General features: G+C 73.2%; 16 protein-coding genes. 7 read left to right on the top strand and 9 right to left on the bottom strand.

Annotation, left to right across the window (positions count from 1 at the left end):
• Positions 1–45 precede the first annotated feature (45 nt).
• The gene (locus tag SLINC_RS24625; protein WP_225988377.1) at positions 46–906 is read left to right on the top strand and encodes a diacylglycerol kinase family protein; all 861 of its coding nucleotides are present in this window, start codon (positions 46–48) and stop codon (positions 904–906) included.
• A gap of 118 nt (positions 907–1,024) precedes the next feature.
• Here SLINC_RS24625 and eutC read toward each other — a convergent pair whose 3' ends face one another.
• Both eutC and SLINC_RS24615 read right to left on the bottom strand, forming a co-directional pair.
• Positions 1,025–1,798, bottom strand: a complete 774-nt coding sequence (eutC, locus tag SLINC_RS24620) for an ethanolamine ammonia-lyase subunit EutC (RefSeq protein ID WP_067437122.1) — start codon at positions 1,796–1,798, stop codon at positions 1,025–1,027.
• Positions 1,795–3,186, bottom strand: a complete 1,392-nt coding sequence (locus SLINC_RS24615) for an ethanolamine ammonia-lyase subunit EutB (protein ID WP_067437120.1) — start codon at positions 3,184–3,186, stop codon at positions 1,795–1,797. Before SLINC_RS24615 ends, eutC begins: the two co-directional genes overlap by 4 nt.
• A gap of 162 nt (positions 3,187–3,348) precedes the next feature.
• On the opposite strand from SLINC_RS24615, the gene SLINC_RS24610 reads away from it, so the two are divergent.
• Entirely contained in the window at positions 3,349–4,860 is a 1,512-nt protein-coding gene (locus SLINC_RS24610) for an APC family permease (protein WP_067437119.1), read from the top strand.
• Between the two features lie 43 nt (positions 4,861–4,903).
• On the opposite strand, the gene SLINC_RS24605 is transcribed toward SLINC_RS24610, so the two are convergent.
• On the bottom strand, positions 4,904–8,617 hold the full coding sequence (locus SLINC_RS24605) for a CHAT domain-containing protein (RefSeq protein WP_079164704.1): 3,714 nt from the start codon (positions 8,615–8,617) through the stop codon (positions 4,904–4,906).
• Positions 8,618–8,660: 43 nt separating this feature from the next.
• On the opposite strand from SLINC_RS24605, the gene SLINC_RS24600 reads away from it, so the two are divergent.
• Both SLINC_RS24600 and SLINC_RS24595 read left to right on the top strand, forming a co-directional pair.
• Positions 8,661–9,005, top strand: a complete 345-nt coding sequence (locus tag SLINC_RS24600) for a hypothetical protein (RefSeq protein WP_107406663.1) — start codon at positions 8,661–8,663, stop codon at positions 9,003–9,005.
• Between the two features lie 5 nt (positions 9,006–9,010).
• Positions 9,011–9,922 carry a hypothetical protein gene (locus SLINC_RS24595; protein ID WP_067437114.1) on the top strand — a complete coding sequence of 304 codons (912 nt, stop codon included), beginning with the start codon at positions 9,011–9,013 and terminating at the stop codon, positions 9,920–9,922.
• Here SLINC_RS24595 and SLINC_RS24590 read toward each other — a convergent pair.
• The gene (locus tag SLINC_RS24590) at positions 9,919–10,416 is read right to left on the bottom strand and encodes a GbsR/MarR family transcriptional regulator (protein ID WP_067437110.1); all 498 of its coding nucleotides are present in this window, start codon (positions 10,414–10,416) and stop codon (positions 9,919–9,921) included. The two genes, SLINC_RS24595 and SLINC_RS24590, sit on opposite strands and share 4 nt — an antisense overlap.
• Positions 10,417–10,490: 74 nt before the next feature.
• On the opposite strand from SLINC_RS24590, the gene SLINC_RS24585 reads away from it, so the two are divergent.
• The 3 genes from SLINC_RS24585 to SLINC_RS24575 all read left to right on the top strand — a co-directional run bounded on the left by SLINC_RS24585 (position 10,491) and on the right by SLINC_RS24575 (position 13,314).
• A complete protein-coding gene (locus SLINC_RS24585; RefSeq protein WP_067437106.1) occupies positions 10,491–11,396 on the top strand; it encodes an ABC transporter ATP-binding protein in 906 nt (301 codons plus the stop codon).
• Complete coding sequence (locus tag SLINC_RS24580; RefSeq protein WP_067437103.1) at positions 11,393–12,976, top strand: ABC transporter permease; 1,584 nt, start codon at positions 11,393–11,395, stop codon at positions 12,974–12,976. Before SLINC_RS24585 ends, SLINC_RS24580 begins: the two co-directional genes overlap by 4 nt.
• Before the next feature lie 80 nt (positions 12,977–13,056).
• The gene (locus SLINC_RS24575; protein ID WP_079164703.1) at positions 13,057–13,314 is read left to right on the top strand and encodes a hypothetical protein; all 258 of its coding nucleotides are present in this window, start codon (positions 13,057–13,059) and stop codon (positions 13,312–13,314) included.
• On the opposite strand, the gene SLINC_RS24570 is transcribed toward SLINC_RS24575, so the two are convergent.
• The 5 genes from SLINC_RS24570 to SLINC_RS24550 form a co-directional block, all read right to left on the bottom strand.
• Positions 13,297–14,514: a cytochrome P450 gene (locus SLINC_RS24570; protein WP_067437099.1), complete on the bottom strand. Its 1,218-nt coding sequence runs from the start codon at positions 14,512–14,514 to the stop codon at positions 13,297–13,299. The two genes, SLINC_RS24575 and SLINC_RS24570, sit on opposite strands and share 18 nt — an antisense overlap.
• 74 nt (positions 14,515–14,588) lie before the next feature.
• Positions 14,589–15,254 carry a response regulator gene (locus tag SLINC_RS24565; RefSeq protein ID WP_067437093.1) on the bottom strand — a complete coding sequence of 222 codons (666 nt, stop codon included), beginning with the start codon at positions 15,252–15,254 and terminating at the stop codon, positions 14,589–14,591.
• On the bottom strand, positions 15,251–16,585 hold the full coding sequence (locus tag SLINC_RS24560; RefSeq protein ID WP_067437091.1) for a sensor histidine kinase: 1,335 nt from the start codon (positions 16,583–16,585) through the stop codon (positions 15,251–15,253). The genes SLINC_RS24565 and SLINC_RS24560 overlap by 4 nt, the downstream gene beginning before the upstream one ends.
• A 110-nt stretch (positions 16,586–16,695) precedes the next feature.
• Positions 16,696–17,397: a response regulator gene (locus SLINC_RS24555; protein WP_067437088.1), complete on the bottom strand. Its 702-nt coding sequence runs from the start codon at positions 17,395–17,397 to the stop codon at positions 16,696–16,698.
• A complete protein-coding gene (locus tag SLINC_RS24550; RefSeq protein WP_225988518.1) occupies positions 17,394–18,779 on the bottom strand; it encodes a sensor histidine kinase in 1,386 nt (461 codons plus the stop codon). Before SLINC_RS24550 ends, SLINC_RS24555 begins: the two co-directional genes overlap by 4 nt.
• Positions 18,780–18,784: the final 5 nt, after the last annotated feature.

Genomic DNA, 18,784 nt, shown 5'->3' with positions numbered 1-18,784 from the left:
GCTCTTGCACAAAGATGCTACCCGAGGAAGCGAGGCAGGACCGAGGTGGCGACTTATCCGACGGCCGACCAGTTGCTCGTGGTGATCGATCCGGTCGCCCGCAGGACGGACGGGGAGTCCGTACGCATCGCGAAAGACGTGCTCAGCGCGGGTGCGGCGAGTACGAAGGTGTGTCTGCCGGAGGGCCCGGAGGAGTTCGCCCGGGTCCTGGCCCGGCGTGGTTCGCGACGGCCGGTCGTCATCGGTGACGACCTCACGCTGCTCCGCGCGGTGTCGCTGCTGCACCGCCGACGGGAACTGGCCGGATGTGCGCTGTCGATGGTCCCGGTGGGCGTCACGCTGTCGCTGGCCCGGTCGCTCGGGGTGCCCATAGGGGCCGTGGCGGCCGCGCGGGCCGTCCTGGAAGGTGCCGAGCGGCGCCTCGACCTGCTCGTCGACGACAGCGACGGGGTGGTGCTGGGCGCGCTGCGGATCCCGCCCCTCACGCCCCCGGAGGACCCCACGGAGGCGGAGGCCGGGGCGGAGGGCGCGCGGCCCTGGCTGCGGACGTGCCAGTCCCTCGTACGGACCCTCGTGCCCCCGCGCCCCTCCCGCATCACCTCCGCCCCGCCCTCGCCCGGACCCGCCCGGCTGCGCGTCGAGGTGGACGGCGACACCCTCGTCGACCTGGACCAGCCGGTCGAGACCGTCTCCGTGGTCCCGGGCGGCTCCGGCTCGGCCGCGGTGGAGGTCCGCCCCCTGTCGGTGGGCGCCGAGGCCGCCCCCCTCCTGGCCCGGGGCCGCCGCGTGACCGTCTCCGGCGCGGACTTCCGCTACCGGGCGGACTCGGCGGTCTCCGGCCCGGTACGGCGACGGACGTGGACGGTGTGGGAGGGGGCGCTGGGGTTGACGTTGCCGGTGGGGTGAGGGGGCGGGGTCGTGTGTCGTCTGCGGGCGCGTTGTGGCTGGTCGCGCCCACGCGGCGGAGCCGCAAATCGATACAGCCCCGCGCCCCTAGGGGGACCGGGGGTGCCGGTGACATGTCCTACCGCGGTAGCTGGTCCGCCGCGCTCTCGGTAAGGGCTGTCTCGTCCTTCAGGTCGACCCCGCTGTGGCCCAGTTCCCGGGCCCGGGTCAGCAGGGCGGTCAGTTTGGTCGCGGCTGTTTCGTAGGGCAGGCCGAGTGGGGGGCGGATGTTGGACAGGCAGTTGCGGTGGGCGTCGGTCGTGATGCCGGGTTGGGGGGCGTGGGTGAGGTAGGCGCCGAGGGAGTCGGCCGCGGACATGCCGGGGCGTTCTCCGACCAGGACCACGACGGCCGCGGCGCCCATGGCGTGGGCGATGTCGTCGCCGAGGGCCACGCGGGCCTGTTCGGCGAGGACGACGGGGGCGAGCCGCCAGGTGTCGTCCAGGCGGGCCGCGGTCGCGTGCACCACGGCCGCCGCGTGCTCGTGCACCGCCCGGCTGGACAGACCGTCGGCGATCACGAACACCACGTCCCACTCCCCGGCCGGCAGATGCGCGCGGTCGGTGGGGTGCAGGCGGCGGCCGAGGTCGGGCCGCTGGAGGTAGGTGAGCCGGTCGGGGGCGGCGCTGCGCACCCGTACCGTCGGCGTGCCGGGGAGCGCGGCCGCGACCGTGTCCGGGGCGAACGGCGAGTGCACGGCGTCGCGGGCCGCCGCGTGCGCGGCCTGGAGTTCCAGCCGGTGCCGGGTGGGCAGGGCGGCGCCCGCCCGGCCGAGGCCGATCCGGGCCTGGGTGTGCCGGCGCAGGGCCGACCACAGGGCCAGGTCACCGCCGTGAACGGGGAGGTTCGTCATGCGGCCAGGTCCCTTCCGATCGCCGTGAGGGGATGGGCCTCTCCCAGGACCTCGCGGATCCCGCCGCCCTCGTCCAGCAGCCCGATCGAGGCCAGCCACGCCTCGAACTCCGGTGCCGGGCGCAGTCCGAGGACCTGCCGCAGATACAGCGCGTCGTGGTACGAGGCCGACTGGTAGTTGAGCATGATGTCGTCGCCGCCCGGCGTGCAGATGACGAAGGAGGCGCCGGCGACGCCGAGCATCGTGAGCATGGTCGCCACGTCGTCGTCATCGGCGTCCGCGTGGTTGGTGTAGCAGATGTCCAGGCCCATCGGCAGGCCGAGCAGCTTGCCGCAGAAGTGGTCCTCCAGGGCGGCGCGGAGGATCTGCCGGCCGTCGTAGAGGTACTCCGGGCCGATGAAGCCGACGACCGTGTTCACCAGCAGCGGGTCGTAGCGGCGGGCGACCGCGTACGCCCGTGCCTCCACGGTCTGCTGGTCCACGCCGTGGTGCGCGTCGGCGGAGAGGGCGCTGCCCTGGCCGGTCTCGAAGTACATGACGTTGCGGCCGACGGTGCCGCGGTCCAGCGCGAGGGCCGCCTCGTACGCCTCGTCCAGCAGCCCGAGCGTGACGCCGAAGGAGGCGTTGGCCGCCTGGGTCCCGGCGACGGACTGGAAGACGAGGTCGACGGGGGCGCCGCGCTCCATCAGGTCCACGCTGGTGGTGACGTGGCACAGCACGCAGGACTGGGTGGGGATCGCGTACCGCCGGATCACCCCGTCGAGCAGTTCCAGCAGGTCCCGTACGGCCCGGGGGCTGTCGGTGGCGGGGTTGATGCCGATCACCGCGTCGCCGGAGCCCAGCAGCAGCCCGTCGAGGAGGGCCGCGGCCACGCCCGCCGGGTCGTCGGTGGGGTGGTTGGGCTGGAGCCGGGTCGCGAGCCGCCCCGGCAGCCCGATGGTCGAGCGGAACGCGGTCACCACGCGCACCTTGCGGGCGACGGCGACCAGGTCCGCGTTGCCCATCAGCTTGGAGACCGCCGCCACCATCTCGGGCGTGAGTCCGGGCGCCAGCGCGGCCAGCGCCGCCGCGTCGGCCCGCTCGGACAGCAGCCACTCCCGGAACTCGCCGACCGTCAGCCCGGCGACCGGAGCGAAGGCCGCGGTGTCGTGGCCGTCGAGGATGAGCCGGGTGACGTCGTCGCTCTCGTACGGGATCAACGGCTCGGTGAGGAAGGCCGTGAGCGGCACCTCCGCCAGCGCCCAGCGCGCCGCCACCCGTTCCTGGGCGCTGCGGGCCGCGAGCCCGGCCAGCCGGTCGCCGGAGCGCTCGGGGCTCGCGGCGGCGAGCAGACGGGCGAGGTTCTCGAAGCGGTGGCGGTGGCCGCCGAGGACGGACGTGTAGCTCATGGCGGCGACCGTACGAGCCGTGTGTTGCCACCAGATTTCTAAAGGTCTGGTTGACAAATATTTAACGTGCCGAGACTCTTGCTCGACTCATTCGGCCGACAGAGTTCCGGTGCCGTGCAGCACCGTGTGCGGCGACGGAGCACCAGGAGAGGAGCCGGTCCGATGGCAGTGGACGAGGGAGTCGCCCCGGCGGCGAGGACAGACGCGGACGGCACCGTCCACCGGCTCAAGCCCAACGCCGTGGGCCTGCTCGGGGTGGTCTTCATGGCCGTCGCGACCGCCGCCCCGATCACCGCGATGACCGGCAACGTGCCCTTCATGGTGTCGTCGGGCAACGGCATCGGCGCCCCGGCGAGCTACCTCGTCGCAATGGTCGTCCTGGCAATCTTTTCCGTCGGCTTCACCTCGATGGCGAAGCACATCACCTCCACCGGCGCCTTCTACGGCTTCATCTCCTACGGTCTGGGCCGGACCGTGGGCCTGGCCTCGGGGATGCTCGCGACCTTCGCGTACGTCGTCTTCGAGCCGGCTCTGATCGGCATCTTCTCCACCTTCGCGACGACCACCCTCAAGGACCAGACGGGGCTGCACATCCCGTGGTGGACCTTCGCGATCCTGATGCTCGCCGTCAACGCGATGGGCACCTGGTTCGGCGTCTCGGTCGCCGAGAAGCTCCTCGTCGTCCTGCTGGCCACCGAGGTGACGGTCCTCGCGGCGATGGCGATCTCGGTCGCCCTGCACGGCGGCGGCCCCGACGGCTTCACCTTCGGCCCGGTCAACCCGGTCAACGCCTTCCAGGGCACCTCCGCCGGCCTCGGCCTCTTCTTCGCCTTCTGGTCGTGGGTCGGCTTCGAGTCGACCGCGATGTACGGCGAGGAGTCCCGCGACCCGAAGAAGATCATCCCCAAGGCGACGATGGTCTCCGTCCTGGGCGTCGGCGTCTTCTACGTCTTCGTCTCCTGGATGGCCATCACGGGCAACGGCGAGAAGGAGGCCGTGGCGGCCGCCTCCTCCGCGAACCCGCTCGCGATGTTCTTCAACCCCACCGAGCAGTACGTCGGCCACTGGGCGGTCGTCGTCATGCAGTGGCTGATGATCACCGGCTCGCTGGCCTGCGGCATGGCCTTCCACAACTGCGCCGCCCGCTACATGTACGCGCTGGGCCGCGAGGGTGTCCTGCCCTCCCTGAAGCGCACCGTCGGCCGCACCCACGAGCGGCACGGCTCCCCGCACATCGCGGGCCTGGTCCAGACGGTGGTGACCGCCGTCCTGCTGGCCGCGTTCTGGATCGCCGGCAAGGACCCCTACACCGGCACCTACGTCCTGCTCGCCATCCTCGGCACCATGGCCATCCTCGTCGTACAGGCCGTCTGCTCCTTCGCGGTCCTGTCGTACTTCCGCTCCCACCACCCCGAGAGCCGCCACTGGTTCCGGACCTTCACGGCCCCGCTCGTCGGCGGCGTCGCGATGCTCGCGGTGGTGGTGCTGCTGGTCTCCAACATGGGTGTGGCGGCCGGCCCGGAGTCCGGTTCCCTGGTGCTGAAGGCGACACCCTGGCTGGTCGCCCTGGTCGCGGCGACGGGCATCGGCTACGCCCAGTACCTCAAGCGGCGCGACCCGTCCCGGTACGCGCTGCTCGGGCGGACGGTGCTGGAGGAGACCAAGGAACGGTAGGGACTTCCGACGGACCTCCGCGGCGTCGGGGGTCCGGTCCGGGCTACGGCCCGCTGTGGATGAGCGACGCCCACAGATGGGGCCGGCCCGGGTGCTCGGCGCGCAGACGCCGTACGACGTGGTGGAGCGCGATGGCCGCGTCGTCGGCCGACGGCGTGTTCGGCATCAGCCGGTAGAAGTGGTCGGCCGCGCCGGCCGCGACGCTGTCGTCCAGGGGCCACAGGCTCGCGACGACGTGCCGGAATCCGGCCAGTTGGAACGCGGAGGCGAGGTGGATGGACTCGTCCGCGTGCCGTCGGCCGACGTGTCCCGTGGAACACGCGGACAGGTACGCCAGTTCGGCCTCGTGGAGGTCGTGGCGACCGATCTCCGCGATGGACAGCACGCCGTCGTGGAGGTGCAGCCCGCCCTCGGACGGCGTGTCGGGGTTGGTGCCGGCGTGGCAGGCGAAGTGGGCCCAACTCGCCGTGGAGAGCGCGCCGGTCACCCGGGCGGCGGTGGCCTGCTCGTTGGTGAGCAGCGGCATGTCGGGATGGGCGGCGTGCAGGCTCGCCGCCTCGGCGGCGGTGGCCGGCAGGTCCGCCAGGCCCGGGGTGCGGTCGAGGGCGACGGTGAGCCGGCGCAGGGCCGTCGCGGCCGGGCGTCCGCCGGCCCGGGCCAGGGTGCGCAGTGTGGGCGTGTACGACGAGATCACCCGGTCGAGCGCCCCGGCCCGGCCGGCGTGTCCCGCCGCGTGCAGGGGCAGCAGCCCGAGCAGGCCGGTCGGCATCCACCACACGCGGGGCAGGACCCCGTCGTCCGGGCGGAGCCGACGGTCGACCGCGTCGAGGACCGGTTCGACCGTCGTGTCCCACAGCCGGCCGAGCACCTCCGTCAGCACCCGTTGTCGGCGCAGCTCGCCGGTGAACGAGCCGGCGTCGTGCGTCGCTTCCGTCAGCTCGGCGGCCCACGCCTCGACGTCGGCGAGCCGCAGGCCGGGCAGCGGCACCAGCAGCGGGGGCCCGTCGGCGGTGACGACGACGGCGTCGCACCGCTGGAGACCGGCGTTGAGCAGCACGACCGCCCCGCCGGTGGCGGTCGGCCGCAGTTCCTCCCACGTCGGCGGGAGCAGGAACCGGTCCAGGCCCGGCAGCCGGCGGATCTCCGCCAGTACGGCGTCGTGCTCGGCCCACAGCCGTCTGCGCCGGTCGACGACGTCGAGCACCTGGCCGCCGGGCGCGGCCATGGCCGGGGGATCCGGCGCGTTGAGGGCGTCGCGGACGCGGCTCAGCCGGCGGGCCAGAGCCGGATGCTCGGCCTCCAGGTCGGCGAGGGGGGTGCGCAGGGCCAGCCGCGACGCCAGCAGGACCGCCCGGCCCAGCTCACCGGCCTGGACCGCGCCGCCCGGATCGCCCAGGGCACAGTGCACGGCGATCGTCTCGCCGACCAGCCCGCGGTTCGCGCCGAGGCGGTGTTCGTGGTCCGCCGACGAGGTCTCCCGTGCCGCGACCAGCGGCAGCAGCTCCACCGCCGTATCGAACAGCGAGCGGGCGATGTGCGGTTCGTCCAGTACGTAGGCGAGCCGGCCGACCGCCCAGCAGGCGCGGAGCCGGTCGAACGGGGGCGACGTCGTGGCCGCGAGCGCGTCCTGCGCGAGCCGGGCGATCCGCGACCGGTCGAGGGCGCTCCCGGTGTCCCACCGCCTCGTGTAACAGATCCCGAGGAGGTAGATGCGGCCGGCCCGGCGGGGATGGTCACCGGGGGTGGCCGCGACCGCCTGTTCCGCGGCGTCGACGGCGCGGTCGAGGTCGGAGGTGGCGCCGGTCCGCCGGAAGCGCAGCCGGTGGGCGTTGCCGAGGTTGAACAGGTGCCGTGCGCGGTCCGGATGGTCGGCGGGGACGGCCGCGGCCGTCTCCTGTGCCAGGTCGACGGCGCGGTCCAGGTCGGCCGGATCGCCCGCGTGCTCGTACCGCGCCTCATGGGCCCGTCCGAGGTTGAACAGGCGCAGCGGCCGGTCGGGATGGTCGGCGGGGGTGGCCGCGAGCGCCAGCAGCGCGAGGTCGACGGCGTTGTCGAAGTCGGCCCCGCCGCTGCGCCGGGCTCGCGCCCCGTAGGCGGTCCCGAGGTTGGACAGCCAGGTGGCCCGGTTCGGGTGGTCGTTCGGCGTGGTGGTCACGGCCTGCTCGTGATACTCCACGGCCCGGTCCAGGTCGTGCCGGCTGCCGCTGTGCGCGAACCGTTGCTGGAGGGCGTTGGCGAGGTTGTTCAGGCGCATCGCGCGGTCCGGGTGGTCGTCCGGCGTGGCGGCCACCGAGCGTCTCCCGGCGTCGATGGCCGCGTCCAGGTCGGACATCTCCCCGGTGCGGCCGAGCCGGGACCAGTGGGCGAAGCTGAGGTTGGACAGGTGCATGGCCAGGTTGGGGTGGTCGGCCGGCGTGGCGGCCACGGCCTGTTCGCGGTACGCGACGGCCCGGTCCAGGTCGGCCACCTCCCCCAGCCGCGCGAACCGCCCCAGCAGGGCCGCCGCGAGGTTGGACAGGAGGAGCGCCCGGCCGGGGTGGTCGGCGGGGATGGCGGCGACCGCGCCCTCCAGGCTCCCGACGGCCCGGTGCATGTCGCCGGGGTCCCCCTTGCGGTCGAACCGGGCGCCGTACGCGGTGCCGAGGTTGGACAGGCGGTGGGCGAGTTCCGGGTGGCCGGCGGGTGTGGCGGCCACGGCCTGCTCGTGCTGGGTGACGGCCCGGTCCAGGTCGGGAACCTCCCCCAGCCGGTCGAACCGCGCCCGGTACGCGATGCCGAGGTTGGACAGGAACGTCGCGAACCGGCGATGGCCCCGGGGCGCCTCGGCGACGACACGGCCGAGGTGGCCGATGGCCCGGTCCAGGTCGGCCGTCTCCCCCAGCCGGTCGAACCGCGCCTGGTACGCCATGCCGAGGTTGGACAGGTAGGCCACACCGTCGGGAGCGTCGGCCGGGGCGGCGGCCACCGCGTGTTCGTGGTGGGCGATGGCCCGGTCCAGGTCCGCCAGGTTCCCGGTCCGCTCGAAGCGGTCGTGGTAGGCGACGGCGAGGTTGGACAGGGCGGTCACCCGGTGCGGGTTGCCGGTGTCGGCCACGGCCTGTTCCCCGATGCCGATGGCGCGGTCCAGGTCCGCCGGACGGCCCGCCCGTCCGAAACGTGCCCAGTAGGCGGTGCCGAGGTTGGTCAGGGTGACCGGCCGGTGCGGGGAGCCGGCGGGGGCGACGGCCAGGGCGCGCTCGCCGCAGTCGATGGCGCGGTCCAGGTCCGCGAGGTGCCCGGTCCCCTCGAACCGCAGCAGGCGGCCCGTGGCGAGAGTGGACAGGTGGAACGCCATGTTCGGGTCGGCGCCGGTCGCGACGATCGCCCGTTCCCCGCACTCGATGACCCCGTCCAGGTCGTCCGGGTGCCCGGCGCGCTGGTACCGCAGGAGATGGGTGGCGGCGAGGTTGCCCAGGATCAGCGCGGCGTTCGGGTCGCCGTCGTGGAGGGCGGCCACGGCCTGTCGCCCGACGGCGATCGACCGGTCGCCGTCCGCCTGGTCTGCCGTCAGCGCGTACCGGGCCCGGTGGCTCTCGGCGAGGTTGTACAGGCGGGTGGCACGGTGCGGATGGTGATGCGGTGTCAGCGCGAGGATGTTCTGGAACAGCGAGACGCAGGTGCCCAGCAGATTCGTGTCACCGGACGCGGTGGCCCGGTTCAGAAGGTCGACCGCCTGCTGGTTCAGCAGCTCGGGATCGGGCCCGTGGTCGGAGGACATCGTCCGTGAGACTATCGGCCGACTGACGGAAAGGGGAGCCCCGTTGGACGCCGAACGATCGGCCCTGACCACGCTGTGCAAGGAATTCGGCGCGCTGATCGGCGAGACCAGGCGGCACTCCACGACACGTCAGGAACTGCTGGAACGGATCGTGGCCGAGGCACGGGCCCGGCGTCCGGTGCTCGCCCTGCTGGGCCAGTTGCTGAACACCGACCGTGAGACCACCCTGCGCACGCTCGCGACGGCGCTGCCGGGATCCGGGCCGGGCACCGCCCGTCAGGAGACCTTCCGCTGCCCGGACGGCGCCTGCGACCGGACGGCGGTACCGCCACCGGCGGGTGCGATCCCCCGCTGCGCGGTCCTGGACCGGCTCATGGAACGGGGGTAACGCGCGTGGGCGGATTCTTCCAGCAGTTGGCCAAGGCACTGGCCGACCGGTGGATCAGCCTGCTCGTGCTGCCCGGTGCGTTCTTCCTCGGCGCGGTGTGGCTGGCCGTCATCCTCGGCCACGCCGACGCGTGGAACGTCGCGCTGCTGACCCGGCGGGCCGACAGCACCGCCACCACGATCGCCGGCCTGCCGAGCGGGGCGCAGGCGCTCCTCGTCGTGGCCGTACTGGCGGGCGCCGCCGGTGTGGGCTTCGTCGTGCAGACCCTGGCCGGAGTCACCCGGCGCGTCTGGCTGGGGCCCTGGCCCCGCCCCTTCACCGGGGTCGCGACGGCGCGTACGGTGCGCCGGCGTGCGCGGTGGCACCAACTCGTCGAGGAGCGCCGGGCGCTCGAAGCCGCGAGCCCGGCCGCCCGCACCCCCGAGCAGCAGGAGCGGATCGACACCGCGGCCCACCGCATCACCCGGCTGGCCATGGCCGAGCCGGGCAGACCGACCTGGATGGGCGACCGGGTCCACGCCGTGGAGTCGATCGCGCACCATCGCTACGGGCTCGACCTGGCCTACGGCTGGTCCCGGCTCTGGCTGGTCCTCCCCGACCCCGCGCGGGCCGAACTCACCGCCGCGCACACGGCGTTCGCCGCCGCCGTCGCCACCGGGACCTGGGCCGTGCCCTACCTCCTGCTCACCGTGGTGTGGTGGCCCGCGCTGCTGGTCGCCGCGGGCATCGGCCTGACCGGCTGGGCCCGCGCCCGCGCCGCCGTGGCCGACCTCACCACCCTGACCGAGGCCACCCTCGACCTGCACGGCCGCACCCTGGCGGCCGCCCTGGGAATCGTCGCCCCCGAACAGGCGACCGGCCCCCTCACGATCAGCGAGGGCGAACACGTCACCGACCTCGTCCGCAAGGGCCGCTAGTGGTCCTGGTCGCCGAAGAGCTTCTGCCGGTGTGTTCGCCAGCGTTCCATCATCTCGGCGACCTCACCCTCGATGAACTCGAAGAAGGCCAGCGTCTCGGCCATGCGGCGCCCCGCCGGGGTGTCGGCACCCAGGCTGCTGACCCCTTCGCGCAGGGCGTCCTCCCACCGTCTGATGATCGCCTCGCGGTTGGTGAGCGCCTCGTACCACTGATCGCCGCGCACCCGGTACCGCTCCCGCCGTGAACCGGGCTCCCGCTCGCGCGAGACCATGTGCACCTGGGACAGGTAGCGCACCGCGCCGGAGACGGCGGCGGGGCTGATCTTCAGCTGCTCGCCCAGTTCCGACGAGGTCATCACTCCCTCGTCGGAGGACAGCAGCGCGGCGAAGACCCGTGCGGACATGCGCTGCATCCCGGCCTCGACGAGCTGCGCGGCGAAGCTCTCCACGAACTTCGCGACCGCCTCCTGATCACGCCCCATCGCATCCGCCATGGTCGCCACCCTATCCGGGCTTTTAGCGCTTCCTTAACTTCACAAATTTCTGAAAGAAGCGTACGTTCTGAAGCATGACGAAGGCAATCACCGTCTCCGGCCTCCACAAGTCGTTCGGCAGCACCCACGCGCTCGACGGCCTCGACCTGGACGTCCGGACCGGCGAGGTCCACGGCTTCCTCGGCCCGAACGGCTCCGGCAAGTCCACCACCATCCGCGTCCTGCTCGGCCTGCTGCGCGCGGACGCGGGCGCGGCCCAGGTGCTCGGCCGCGACCCGTGGGCGGACGCCGTGGAGGTGCACCGCCGGATCGCGTACGTGCCCGGTGACGTGACCCTGTGGCGCAACCTCTCCGGCGGCGAGGTCATCGACCTCTACGGCCGCCTGCGCGGCGGGCTCGACCCACGGCGCCGCGCCGACCTGGTCGAACGGTTCGAGCTGGACCCCGCCAAGAAGGGCCGGACGTACTCGAAGGGCAACCGGCAGAAGGTCGCCCTGGTCGCCGCGTTCGCCTCGGACGTCGACCTGCTGATCCTGGACGAGCCGACCTCGGGCCTGGACCCCCTGATGGAGGAGGTCTTCCGGCGCTGCGTGGAGGAGGAGCGCGACCGCGGCCGGACGGTCCTCCTCTCGTCCCACATCCTCAGCGAGGTCGAGGAGCTCTGCGACCGCGTCAGCATCATCCGCAAGGGCCGCACCGTCGAGACCGGCTCGCTCGCCGAGCTGCGCCACCTCACCCGCACCAGCGTCACCGCCGAACTCGCGGGCCCGCCCAACGGGTTGACCCACCTGCCCGGGGTGCACGACCTCGACGTCCAGGGCCGCCGGGTACGGCTCCAGGTCGACACCGACAAACTCGACGCCGTACTGCGGTCGTTGACCGACTCGGGCGTACGGTCGCTGACCTCGAAGCCGCCGACGCTGGAGGAGCTGTTCCTGCGGCACTACCAGGAGGACGCGACGGCGGAGGCGGCCCGATGACCACCCTCGCCGCACCCCAACTCACCGGCACCGGAACCCTGTTGAGGTTCGCCCTGCGCCGCGACCGGCTGATGGTCCCGGTGTGGGTCGCGGTCAACTCGCTCATGGTGCTCTCCATGCCCAACAGCCTCAAGGGCCTGTACGGCACCCCGGCCGACCGCGCCGACCTGCTGCGCCAGATGGAGACCAACTCCTCCCTGCGCGCCCTGGTCGGCCCGGTCTTCGACGACTCGCTCGGCGCCCTGACCGCCTGGCGCGTCGGCGTGTACGCGGGCGCGCTGGCGGCCGTGATGAGCCTGATCGTCGTCGTACGGCACACCCGTGACGAGGAGGAGAGCGGCCGTCAGGAGCTGGTGGCCTCGGGGATGGTGGGCCGCAGGGCGTCCCTGACGGCGGCGCTGCTGACGGCGCTGGTCGCGAACGCGGCCCTGGCCCTGCTGGTGACGGCCGGCCTGGCCGGACAGGGCGCCACGGGCGCGCTGGCCTTCGGGCTGGGCCTCGGCGGCGTCGGGCTCGTCTTCGCCACGATGGCCGCGATCGTCGCCCAGCTCACCGAGAGCGCCCGCCTCGCCCGCGGGCTGACGGCCGCCGTCCTGGGCGCCGCCTTCGTGCTGCGCGCGGCCGGCGACTCGGCGACGGACGACGGCTCCTCGGTGCTGACCTGGCTCTCGCCGCTCGGCTGGCTGGAGAACCTGCGCTCCTTCGCCGGCGAACGCTGGTGGGTCCTGCTGCTGTTCCTCACGGCGGCGGCCCTCCAGGGCACGGCGGCCTACGTGCTCGCCGGGCGCCGGGACGTGGGCATGAGCTTCCTGCCGACCCGGCCCGGCCCCGCCGCCGGCCGCCTGGCGTCGGCGAGCGCGCTGGCCTGGCGGCTCCAGCGCGGCAGCGTGCTCGGCTGGAGCCTCGGCTTCCTCCTCGCCGGACTCGTCTACGGCGGGATGACGGACGGCGTGGCCGACTTCGTCGGCGACAACGACAACGCCCGCGAGATCTTCCAGCGGATGGGCGGCCGGACCGGCCTCACCGACGCCTTCCTCGCCTCGATGGTCGGCATGCTCGGCCTGGTCGCCGCCCTCTACATCGTCTCCTCGGTGCTCCGCCTGCACGGCGAGGAGACCTCCGGCCGGGCCGAACCGGTGCTGGCGAACGCGGTCGGTCGGCTGCGCTGGGCCGCGGGCCACCTGGTGATCGCCTTCGGCGGCGCCGCACTGATCATGCTGCTCGCCGGTCTGGGCTTCGCCGTCGGCTACGGCAAGCAGGCCGGGCCGATCCTGGGCGCCTGCCTGGTGCAGGTGGCCGCGGTCTGGGTCGTCGGCGGCCTGACGGTCCTGCTGCACGGGCTGGCCCCGCGGGCGGCCGCGGCGGCCTGGGGAGTGGCCGGGGCGATCCTGCTGATCGGCTGGGTCGGCCCCGCCCTGGACGCCCCACAGGTGCTCCTCGACCTCTCCCCCTTCGGCCACCTCCCGAAGCTGCCCGGCGGGGAGATGCGGTGGGGGCCGGTCCTGACGCTGCTCCTGCTGGCGGCCGCGATGACCGCGGCGGGGCTGGCGGGACTGCGGCGCCGGGACCTGTCGACCTGACGGTGCCTCGCCCCACCCGGGTGGACGCCTGTGCGAACCGGGCAGGGGCGGGGCACGTCCCCTTGGTCATGAGACGGATCATGAGACGGAACGCGGTGGGATGCGGGGGCTGCGCCCTGTCGGTCGCGGGGGCACTGGCCGCCCTGCTCGGGTGGCTCGGCACGGACCGCACCCGGATCCACCTCCGCGGCGGCTTCGAGGGCGAGGGCACCGACTACGGCGTCCTGATCACCGAGCTGCCCCTCGTCGTGCTCGCCGGGGCCGGCCTGCCGCTCCTGGCCTGCGCGCTGGTCAACCGGCTGCTGGACGGTCGCCGGGGCTCAGACCGTCACCGGTAGCCCCTCCAGCCCCCGGATCACGAAGTTCGGCTTGCGCACCGGCTCCGCCGCCAGGCCCAGCGTCGGGGCCTTCTCCAGCAACGCCGTCATGGAGGCGGCGAGTTCGAGACGGGCCAGCGGGGCGCCGATGCAGTAGTGGATGCCCGCGCTGAAGGAGATGTGGGGGTTGTCCCGGCGGGTGACGTCGAGCCGGCCGGGATCCCGGAAGACCTCCGGGTCGTGGTTGGCGGAGCCGAACAGCAGGGCGACCTCCGCACCCCTCGGGATCGTCGTGCCGGCGACCTCGATGTCGTCCAGGACCCAGCGCTCGAAGAGCTGGAGCGGGGTGTCGTAGCGCATCAGCTCCTCCACGGCGGACGGGACGAGCGTGTGGTCCGCGCGCAGGGCCGCCAGCTGGTCCGGGGTGCGGAACAGGGCCCACCAGCCGTTGACCGTGGCGTTCACGGTGGCCTCGTGGCCCGCGTTCAGCAGCAGCACGCAGGTCGAGATCATCTCCTGCTCGGTGAGGCGGTCGCCCTCGTCGTGGGCGGCGATCAGGCCCGAGATCAGGTCGTCGCCGGGCTTCTCGCGGCGCTCCGCGATCAGCTCGCGGAGGTAGTCGGAGAACTCGACCGAGGCACGGACCGCCTTCGCGGCCACCTCCTCGGGCGGGTTCAGCTCGTACATCCCGCAGATGTCCGCCGACCAGGGCCGCAGCGGCGCCCGGTCCGCCTCGGGGATGCCCAGCATCTCGGCGATGACGGCCACCGGCAGGGGCTCGGCGACATCCGTCAGCAGGTCGCCGCCGCCCCGGGCGACCAGCGCCGCCACCAGCTCGTCCGCCAGGCCGCGCACATACGGTCCGAGCCGCTCCACCGTGCGCGGTGTGAACGCCTTCGACACCAGACGCCGGATCCGGGTGTGGTCCGGCGGCTCCAGATCGAGCATCCCGTGGTCGTTGAGCACATGGAACGGCTCGTGCTCCGGCGGCGGGGCCGTCCGCCCGAAGTCCTCGTGCGTGAACCGGTGCTGGTACGTCCGCCCCAGCCGACGGTCGCGCAGCAGCGCCGAGACATCGGCGTGGTGCGGCACCAGCCACTGGTTGGTGGGCGCGTAGTAGTGCACCCGGCCGCGCGCACGCAGCTCGGCGTAGGCGGGGTACGGGTCGGCGACGAACGCCGGGTCCCACGGGTCGAAGGCGAGGTCGGGAGCAGCTGCCATGCACGGACGTTAACCGGCGGACCCGTCCCTGACCAGGGGTGTCCGGCCGACGTCAGGTTGGCGCCCGGCCGGGCTCAGCCCGGTGTGACGAGCCGCGCCTCGTAGGCGAACACCGCCGCCTGCGTACGGTCCCGCAGGCCCAGCTTCACCAGGATCCGGCTCACATGGGTCTTGATCGTCGACTCGGCGACCACCAGCCGCTCCGCGATCTCCGAGTTGGACAGGCCCTGCGCGATCAGCACCAGCACCTCCGTCTCCCGGTCCGTGAGATCGCCGTACGCCGCCTGCGCGGAGGGCGCCAGGCGCGGGGCCTGGGACAGCTTGGAGAACTCGGTGATCAGCCGCCGGGTGACGGAGGGAGCCAGCAGCGCCTCCCCGGACGCCACCACCCTGACCCCGTCGGCGAGTTGGCGCGCGGAGGCGTCCTTCAGCAGGAACCCGGAGGCCCCCGCCCGCAGCGCCTGGTACACGTACTCGTCGAGGTCGAACGTGGTCAGCACCAGCACCTTGGCCGCGCCGTCCGCGGCGACGATCTCCCGGGTCGCCTCGATGCCGTTCAGCTCGGGCATACGGATGTCCATCAGGACGACGTCGGGGGCGAGTTCACGGACCCGGTCCACCGCCTCCCGACCGTTGACGGCCTCGCCGACCACCTCGATGTCGGGCATCGCGTTCAGCAGGACCGAGAAGCCCTCGCGCACCATCATCTGGTCGTCCGCGACCAGGACACGGATGGTCATGCCCCGTCCTCGCTCACCGCGGTCACGGGCAGGAACACCGTCACCTCGTATCCTCCCTCGTCCGTCGCGCCCGCCGTCATCTCGCCGTTCAGCATGGAGACGCGCTCCCGCATCCCGGTGATGCCGTGCCCGGCACCGGGCGAGGGCTTCACCAGCGACAGCTCGGGCGGCGCGCCGTTGACTATCCGCAGGCCCAGACCGCCGAGGACGTATCCGATCTCCACGCGGGCGCTCGCCCCGGGCGCGTGCCGCAGGCTGTTGCTCAGCGCCTCCTGCACGATCCGGTACGCCGACAGCTCCACACCCTGCGGCAACTCACGCACCGCCCCGGTGACCGTCTTGTCCACGCTCAGGCCCGCGTCCCGCACATTGGCGAGGAGCCCGTCGAGGTCGGCGAGAGTGGGCTGCGGGGCGTCCGGCGCCTCGTAGTCCTCGGCGCGCACCACGCCCAGGACCCGGCGCAGCTCGGTCAGCGCGGCGACCGCGTTCTCCCGGATGGTGACGAAGGCACGCTCCAGCTCCGGCGGGGGGTTCTCCACCCGGTAGGGGGCGGCCTCCGCCTGGATGGCGACGACCGACATGTGGTGCGCGACCACGTCGTGCAGCTCGCGGGCGATGGTGGTGCGCTCCTCCAGGAGCGTGCGGCGCGACCGCTCGTGCGCGGTCACCGTCTGCTGCGCGCTCACCTCCTGCTCGGCCGCGCGGCGGATGTGCCAGACGGCCACGCAGAGCAGCACCAGCGCGGAGACGACCAGCATGGGACCGGTGTTGGTGCTGTAGTGATCCGAGCTGGACAAGGTCTCCGCCACCATGCCGTAGGCCGCGGTCACCACCCACATCCACCCGGCCGTGCGCGGTCTGGTGCGCAGGGCGACGACCGTCAGCACCGTCAGGTGACAGGCGAAGCTGCCGGGCAGCCACGGCCATTCGCCCCACTGGTCGCCGAACGGGAGGGCGAGCGGGGTGGCCACCATGGACAACCAGAACGCTCCGACCGGCCGGACCATGGTCACCAGGATCGGGATCACGGTGAGCGGCCCGAGCACCAGGGCCAGCCCCTGGTCGACGGTGCCTATGGCCAGCGCTATCAGGGCGGCCAGGACGAGCGCCGCGTGCGGTGTCCAGGCCGCGTACTCCCGCAGCCGGCCGGGCAGCCGTCGGGAGAGGGGGCCGTCGGTGCGCATGTGCGGCAGCGGGCGGTAGGCGAAGGCGTCGTGGAACAGGTCCTGCCGCAGCCCGCGCAGGGCGTCGGCAGCCAGCCGGAACTCCGGGCTGCGCTGCTTGGCCCTGTCCCCCGGGGGCTTCAGATGCGTCTGGGTCGTCTCGGTCACATACAGAACGGTAGGCGTAGGCCGGGTCGCGGTCGTCCCCAGTGAGAGGGGTTCGTCGGCGTCCCTCTCAGGTACTACGGGTCATGCCCGCAGGTCCGGGAACCGCGGCGTCAGTACCCCGAGGGCTTCACCAGCCCCGATTCGTAGGCGAACACCGCCGCCTGCGTACGGTCCCGCAGGCCCAGCTTCACCAGTATGCGGCCCACATGGGTCTTCACCGTCTGCTCGGCGACCACCAGCCGCTCGGCGATCTCCGCGTTGGACAGACCCTGCGCGATCAGCGCGAGCACCTCCGTCTCGCGCTCGGTCAGTCCGCCGACGCGCTCCTTGAGCGGGGCGCGCGGCCGGTCGCCGAGGCGGGAGAACTCGGCGATCAGCCGGCGGGTGATGCCGGGCGCGAGGAGCGCGTCCCCGGCCGCGACCACCCGTACCGCCTCGGCGAGCTGGTCCGCGGAGGCGTCCTTCAGCAGGAACCCGGACGCCCCGGCCCGCAGCGCCTCGTACACGTACTCGTCGAGGTCGAAGGTGGTCAGCACCAGCACTCTGATGTCCGGGCGTTCACCGGTGATGCGGCGGGTGGCCTCGATGCCGCCCAGCTCGGGCATGCGGATGTCCATGAGCACGACGTCCGGCACGAGTTCGTCGACCTTGGCGATGGCGTCCAGGCCGTCCACCGCCTGCCCGACCACGTCGATGTCGGGCTGGGTGTTGAGCAGCACCGTGAAGCCCTGCCGGACCATCTGCTGGTCGTCGGCGATGAGAACCCGGATGGTCGCGCCGGTTCCGCCGGTGTCATGGGTGCCGCTCGTCATGCGGTGTCGTCCTTCGGGTCGGTGGGAGGGCGGGTGGTCGGGCCGACGGACGGTTCGGAGGCCGGATCCGGTGTGCGGACCGTGCCGTCGCCGTCCGGGACGTCGGCGGGCGTGGGCACCGGTATGTACGCGACCACCTCGTAACCGCCGCCGGACCGCGGCCCCGCGGCCAGGGAGCCACCGAGCATCATCGCCCGCTCCCGCATGCCGAGCAGCCCGTGCCCCGCACCCGGGGAGGGCGGCACCCGCCGTTTCGGCCGCGAGTTGACGACCTTCACGTCCAGCCCGAACCGGTGATGCACGAGGCCGACGGTGACGGTCGCACCGGGCGCGTGCCGCAGGACGTTGCTCAGCGCCTCCTGCACGATCCGGTACGCCGACAGCTCCACGCCGGGCGGCAGCGGCCGCCTCTCGCCCTTGACCTGCACGTTGACGGTGAGGCCCGCGGCCCGGGTGTTCTCCACGAGCGCGTCGATCCGGTCGAGGGTGGGCTGCGGGGCGTGCAGGGCGTCGCCGTCCGGCGCGTCGGGGTCGTCCGGGCGGTCGGGGTGCTCGGCGCGCAGCACACCCAGGACCCGGCGCAGCTCGCCCAGCGCCTCCAGGGCGTTCTGCCGGATGCCGGCGAGGTTCTCCTTGAGCTCTTCCGGGGGGTCCTTGACGAGGTGCGGGGCCACCTGGGCCTGGATCGAGATGACCGACATGTGGTGGGCCACCACGTCGTGCAGTTCGCGCGCGATGCGGCTGCGCTCCTCCAGCACGGTGCGCCGGGCGCGCTCCTCGGCGGTGAGCGTGGTCTGCCGGCCCAGTTCCGCGCGGGCCTCGCGGCGGCCGCGCAGCGCCATGCCCAGCACCACGACGATCGCGGAGAGACAGACCGTGAGCACGCTGGAGGACCCGTAGTCGGAGTTTCCCGACACCCCCTCGACGAGCCAGGAGACCAGCCCGGTCAGCACCAGTGCCTCGGCGGAGACCCGGGTGGGCACCCGGAGCGCGAGCAACAGCAGCACCAACAGGTGGGCGATGATCCCGGCCGCGGTCCAGGGCCAGACTGACCGGCCCGCCACCTCCGGACCCAGCTCGGCGCGCAGCAAGAGGGCCCCGACCACGCTGCCCGCCATCGACAGCCACCACCCCGGGACGGGCCGCCACAGGGCGAGCACCGTCGCCCCGCCCTGGGCGACGGCGATCGCGAAGGCGGCCCCGAAACCCAGGTGGCCGTTGTCCTGGAGCTGCGGGAGACCGCCGAGCATGATGCCCAGCGCGGCCAGACACACCACCCCGTGCGGCAGCCAGCGCAGCCATACCGAGGGCGGCAGCGGGTCCACGCGGAGCGTGCACAGGTCGTCCCGCAGCACCCCCAGCCCCGCCCGCACGCGCCGCACGATCA

Origin of the sequence: Streptomyces lincolnensis (assembly GCF_001685355.1) — a bacterium.
In the GTDB taxonomy this organism is placed as follows: Bacteria; Actinomycetota; Actinomycetes; order Streptomycetales; family Streptomycetaceae; genus Streptomyces; species Streptomyces lincolnensis.
This window is presented reverse-complemented; position numbering and strand designations above follow the sequence as displayed.

Coding starts and splice junctions, on each gene's coding strand:
- eutC (WP_067437122.1), bottom strand. CDS start 1,798: ATGACGAACCTCCCCGTTCACGGCGGTGACCTGGCCCTGTGGTCGGCC.
- SLINC_RS24615 (WP_067437120.1), bottom strand. CDS start 3,186: ATGAGCTACACGTCCGTCCTCGGCGGCCACCGCCACCGCTTCGAGAAC.
- SLINC_RS24610 (WP_067437119.1), top strand. CDS start 3,349: ATGGCAGTGGACGAGGGAGTCGCCCCGGCGGCGAGGACAGACGCGGAC.
- SLINC_RS24605 (WP_079164704.1), bottom strand. CDS start 8,617: ATGTCCTCCGACCACGGGCCCGATCCCGAGCTGCTGAACCAGCAGGCG.
- SLINC_RS24590 (WP_067437110.1), bottom strand. CDS start 10,416: ATGGCGGATGCGATGGGGCGTGATCAGGAGGCGGTCGCGAAGTTCGTG.
- SLINC_RS24585 (WP_067437106.1), top strand. CDS start 10,491: ATGACGAAGGCAATCACCGTCTCCGGCCTCCACAAGTCGTTCGGCAGC.
- SLINC_RS24580 (WP_067437103.1), top strand. CDS start 11,393: ATGACCACCCTCGCCGCACCCCAACTCACCGGCACCGGAACCCTGTTG.
- SLINC_RS24575 (WP_079164703.1), top strand. CDS start 13,057: ATGAGACGGAACGCGGTGGGATGCGGGGGCTGCGCCCTGTCGGTCGCG.
- SLINC_RS24570 (WP_067437099.1), bottom strand. CDS start 14,514: ATGGCAGCTGCTCCCGACCTCGCCTTCGACCCGTGGGACCCGGCGTTC.
- SLINC_RS24565 (WP_067437093.1), bottom strand. CDS start 15,254: ATGACCATCCGTGTCCTGGTCGCGGACGACCAGATGATGGTGCGCGAG.
- SLINC_RS24555 (WP_067437088.1), bottom strand. CDS start 17,397: ATGACGAGCGGCACCCATGACACCGGCGGAACCGGCGCGACCATCCGG.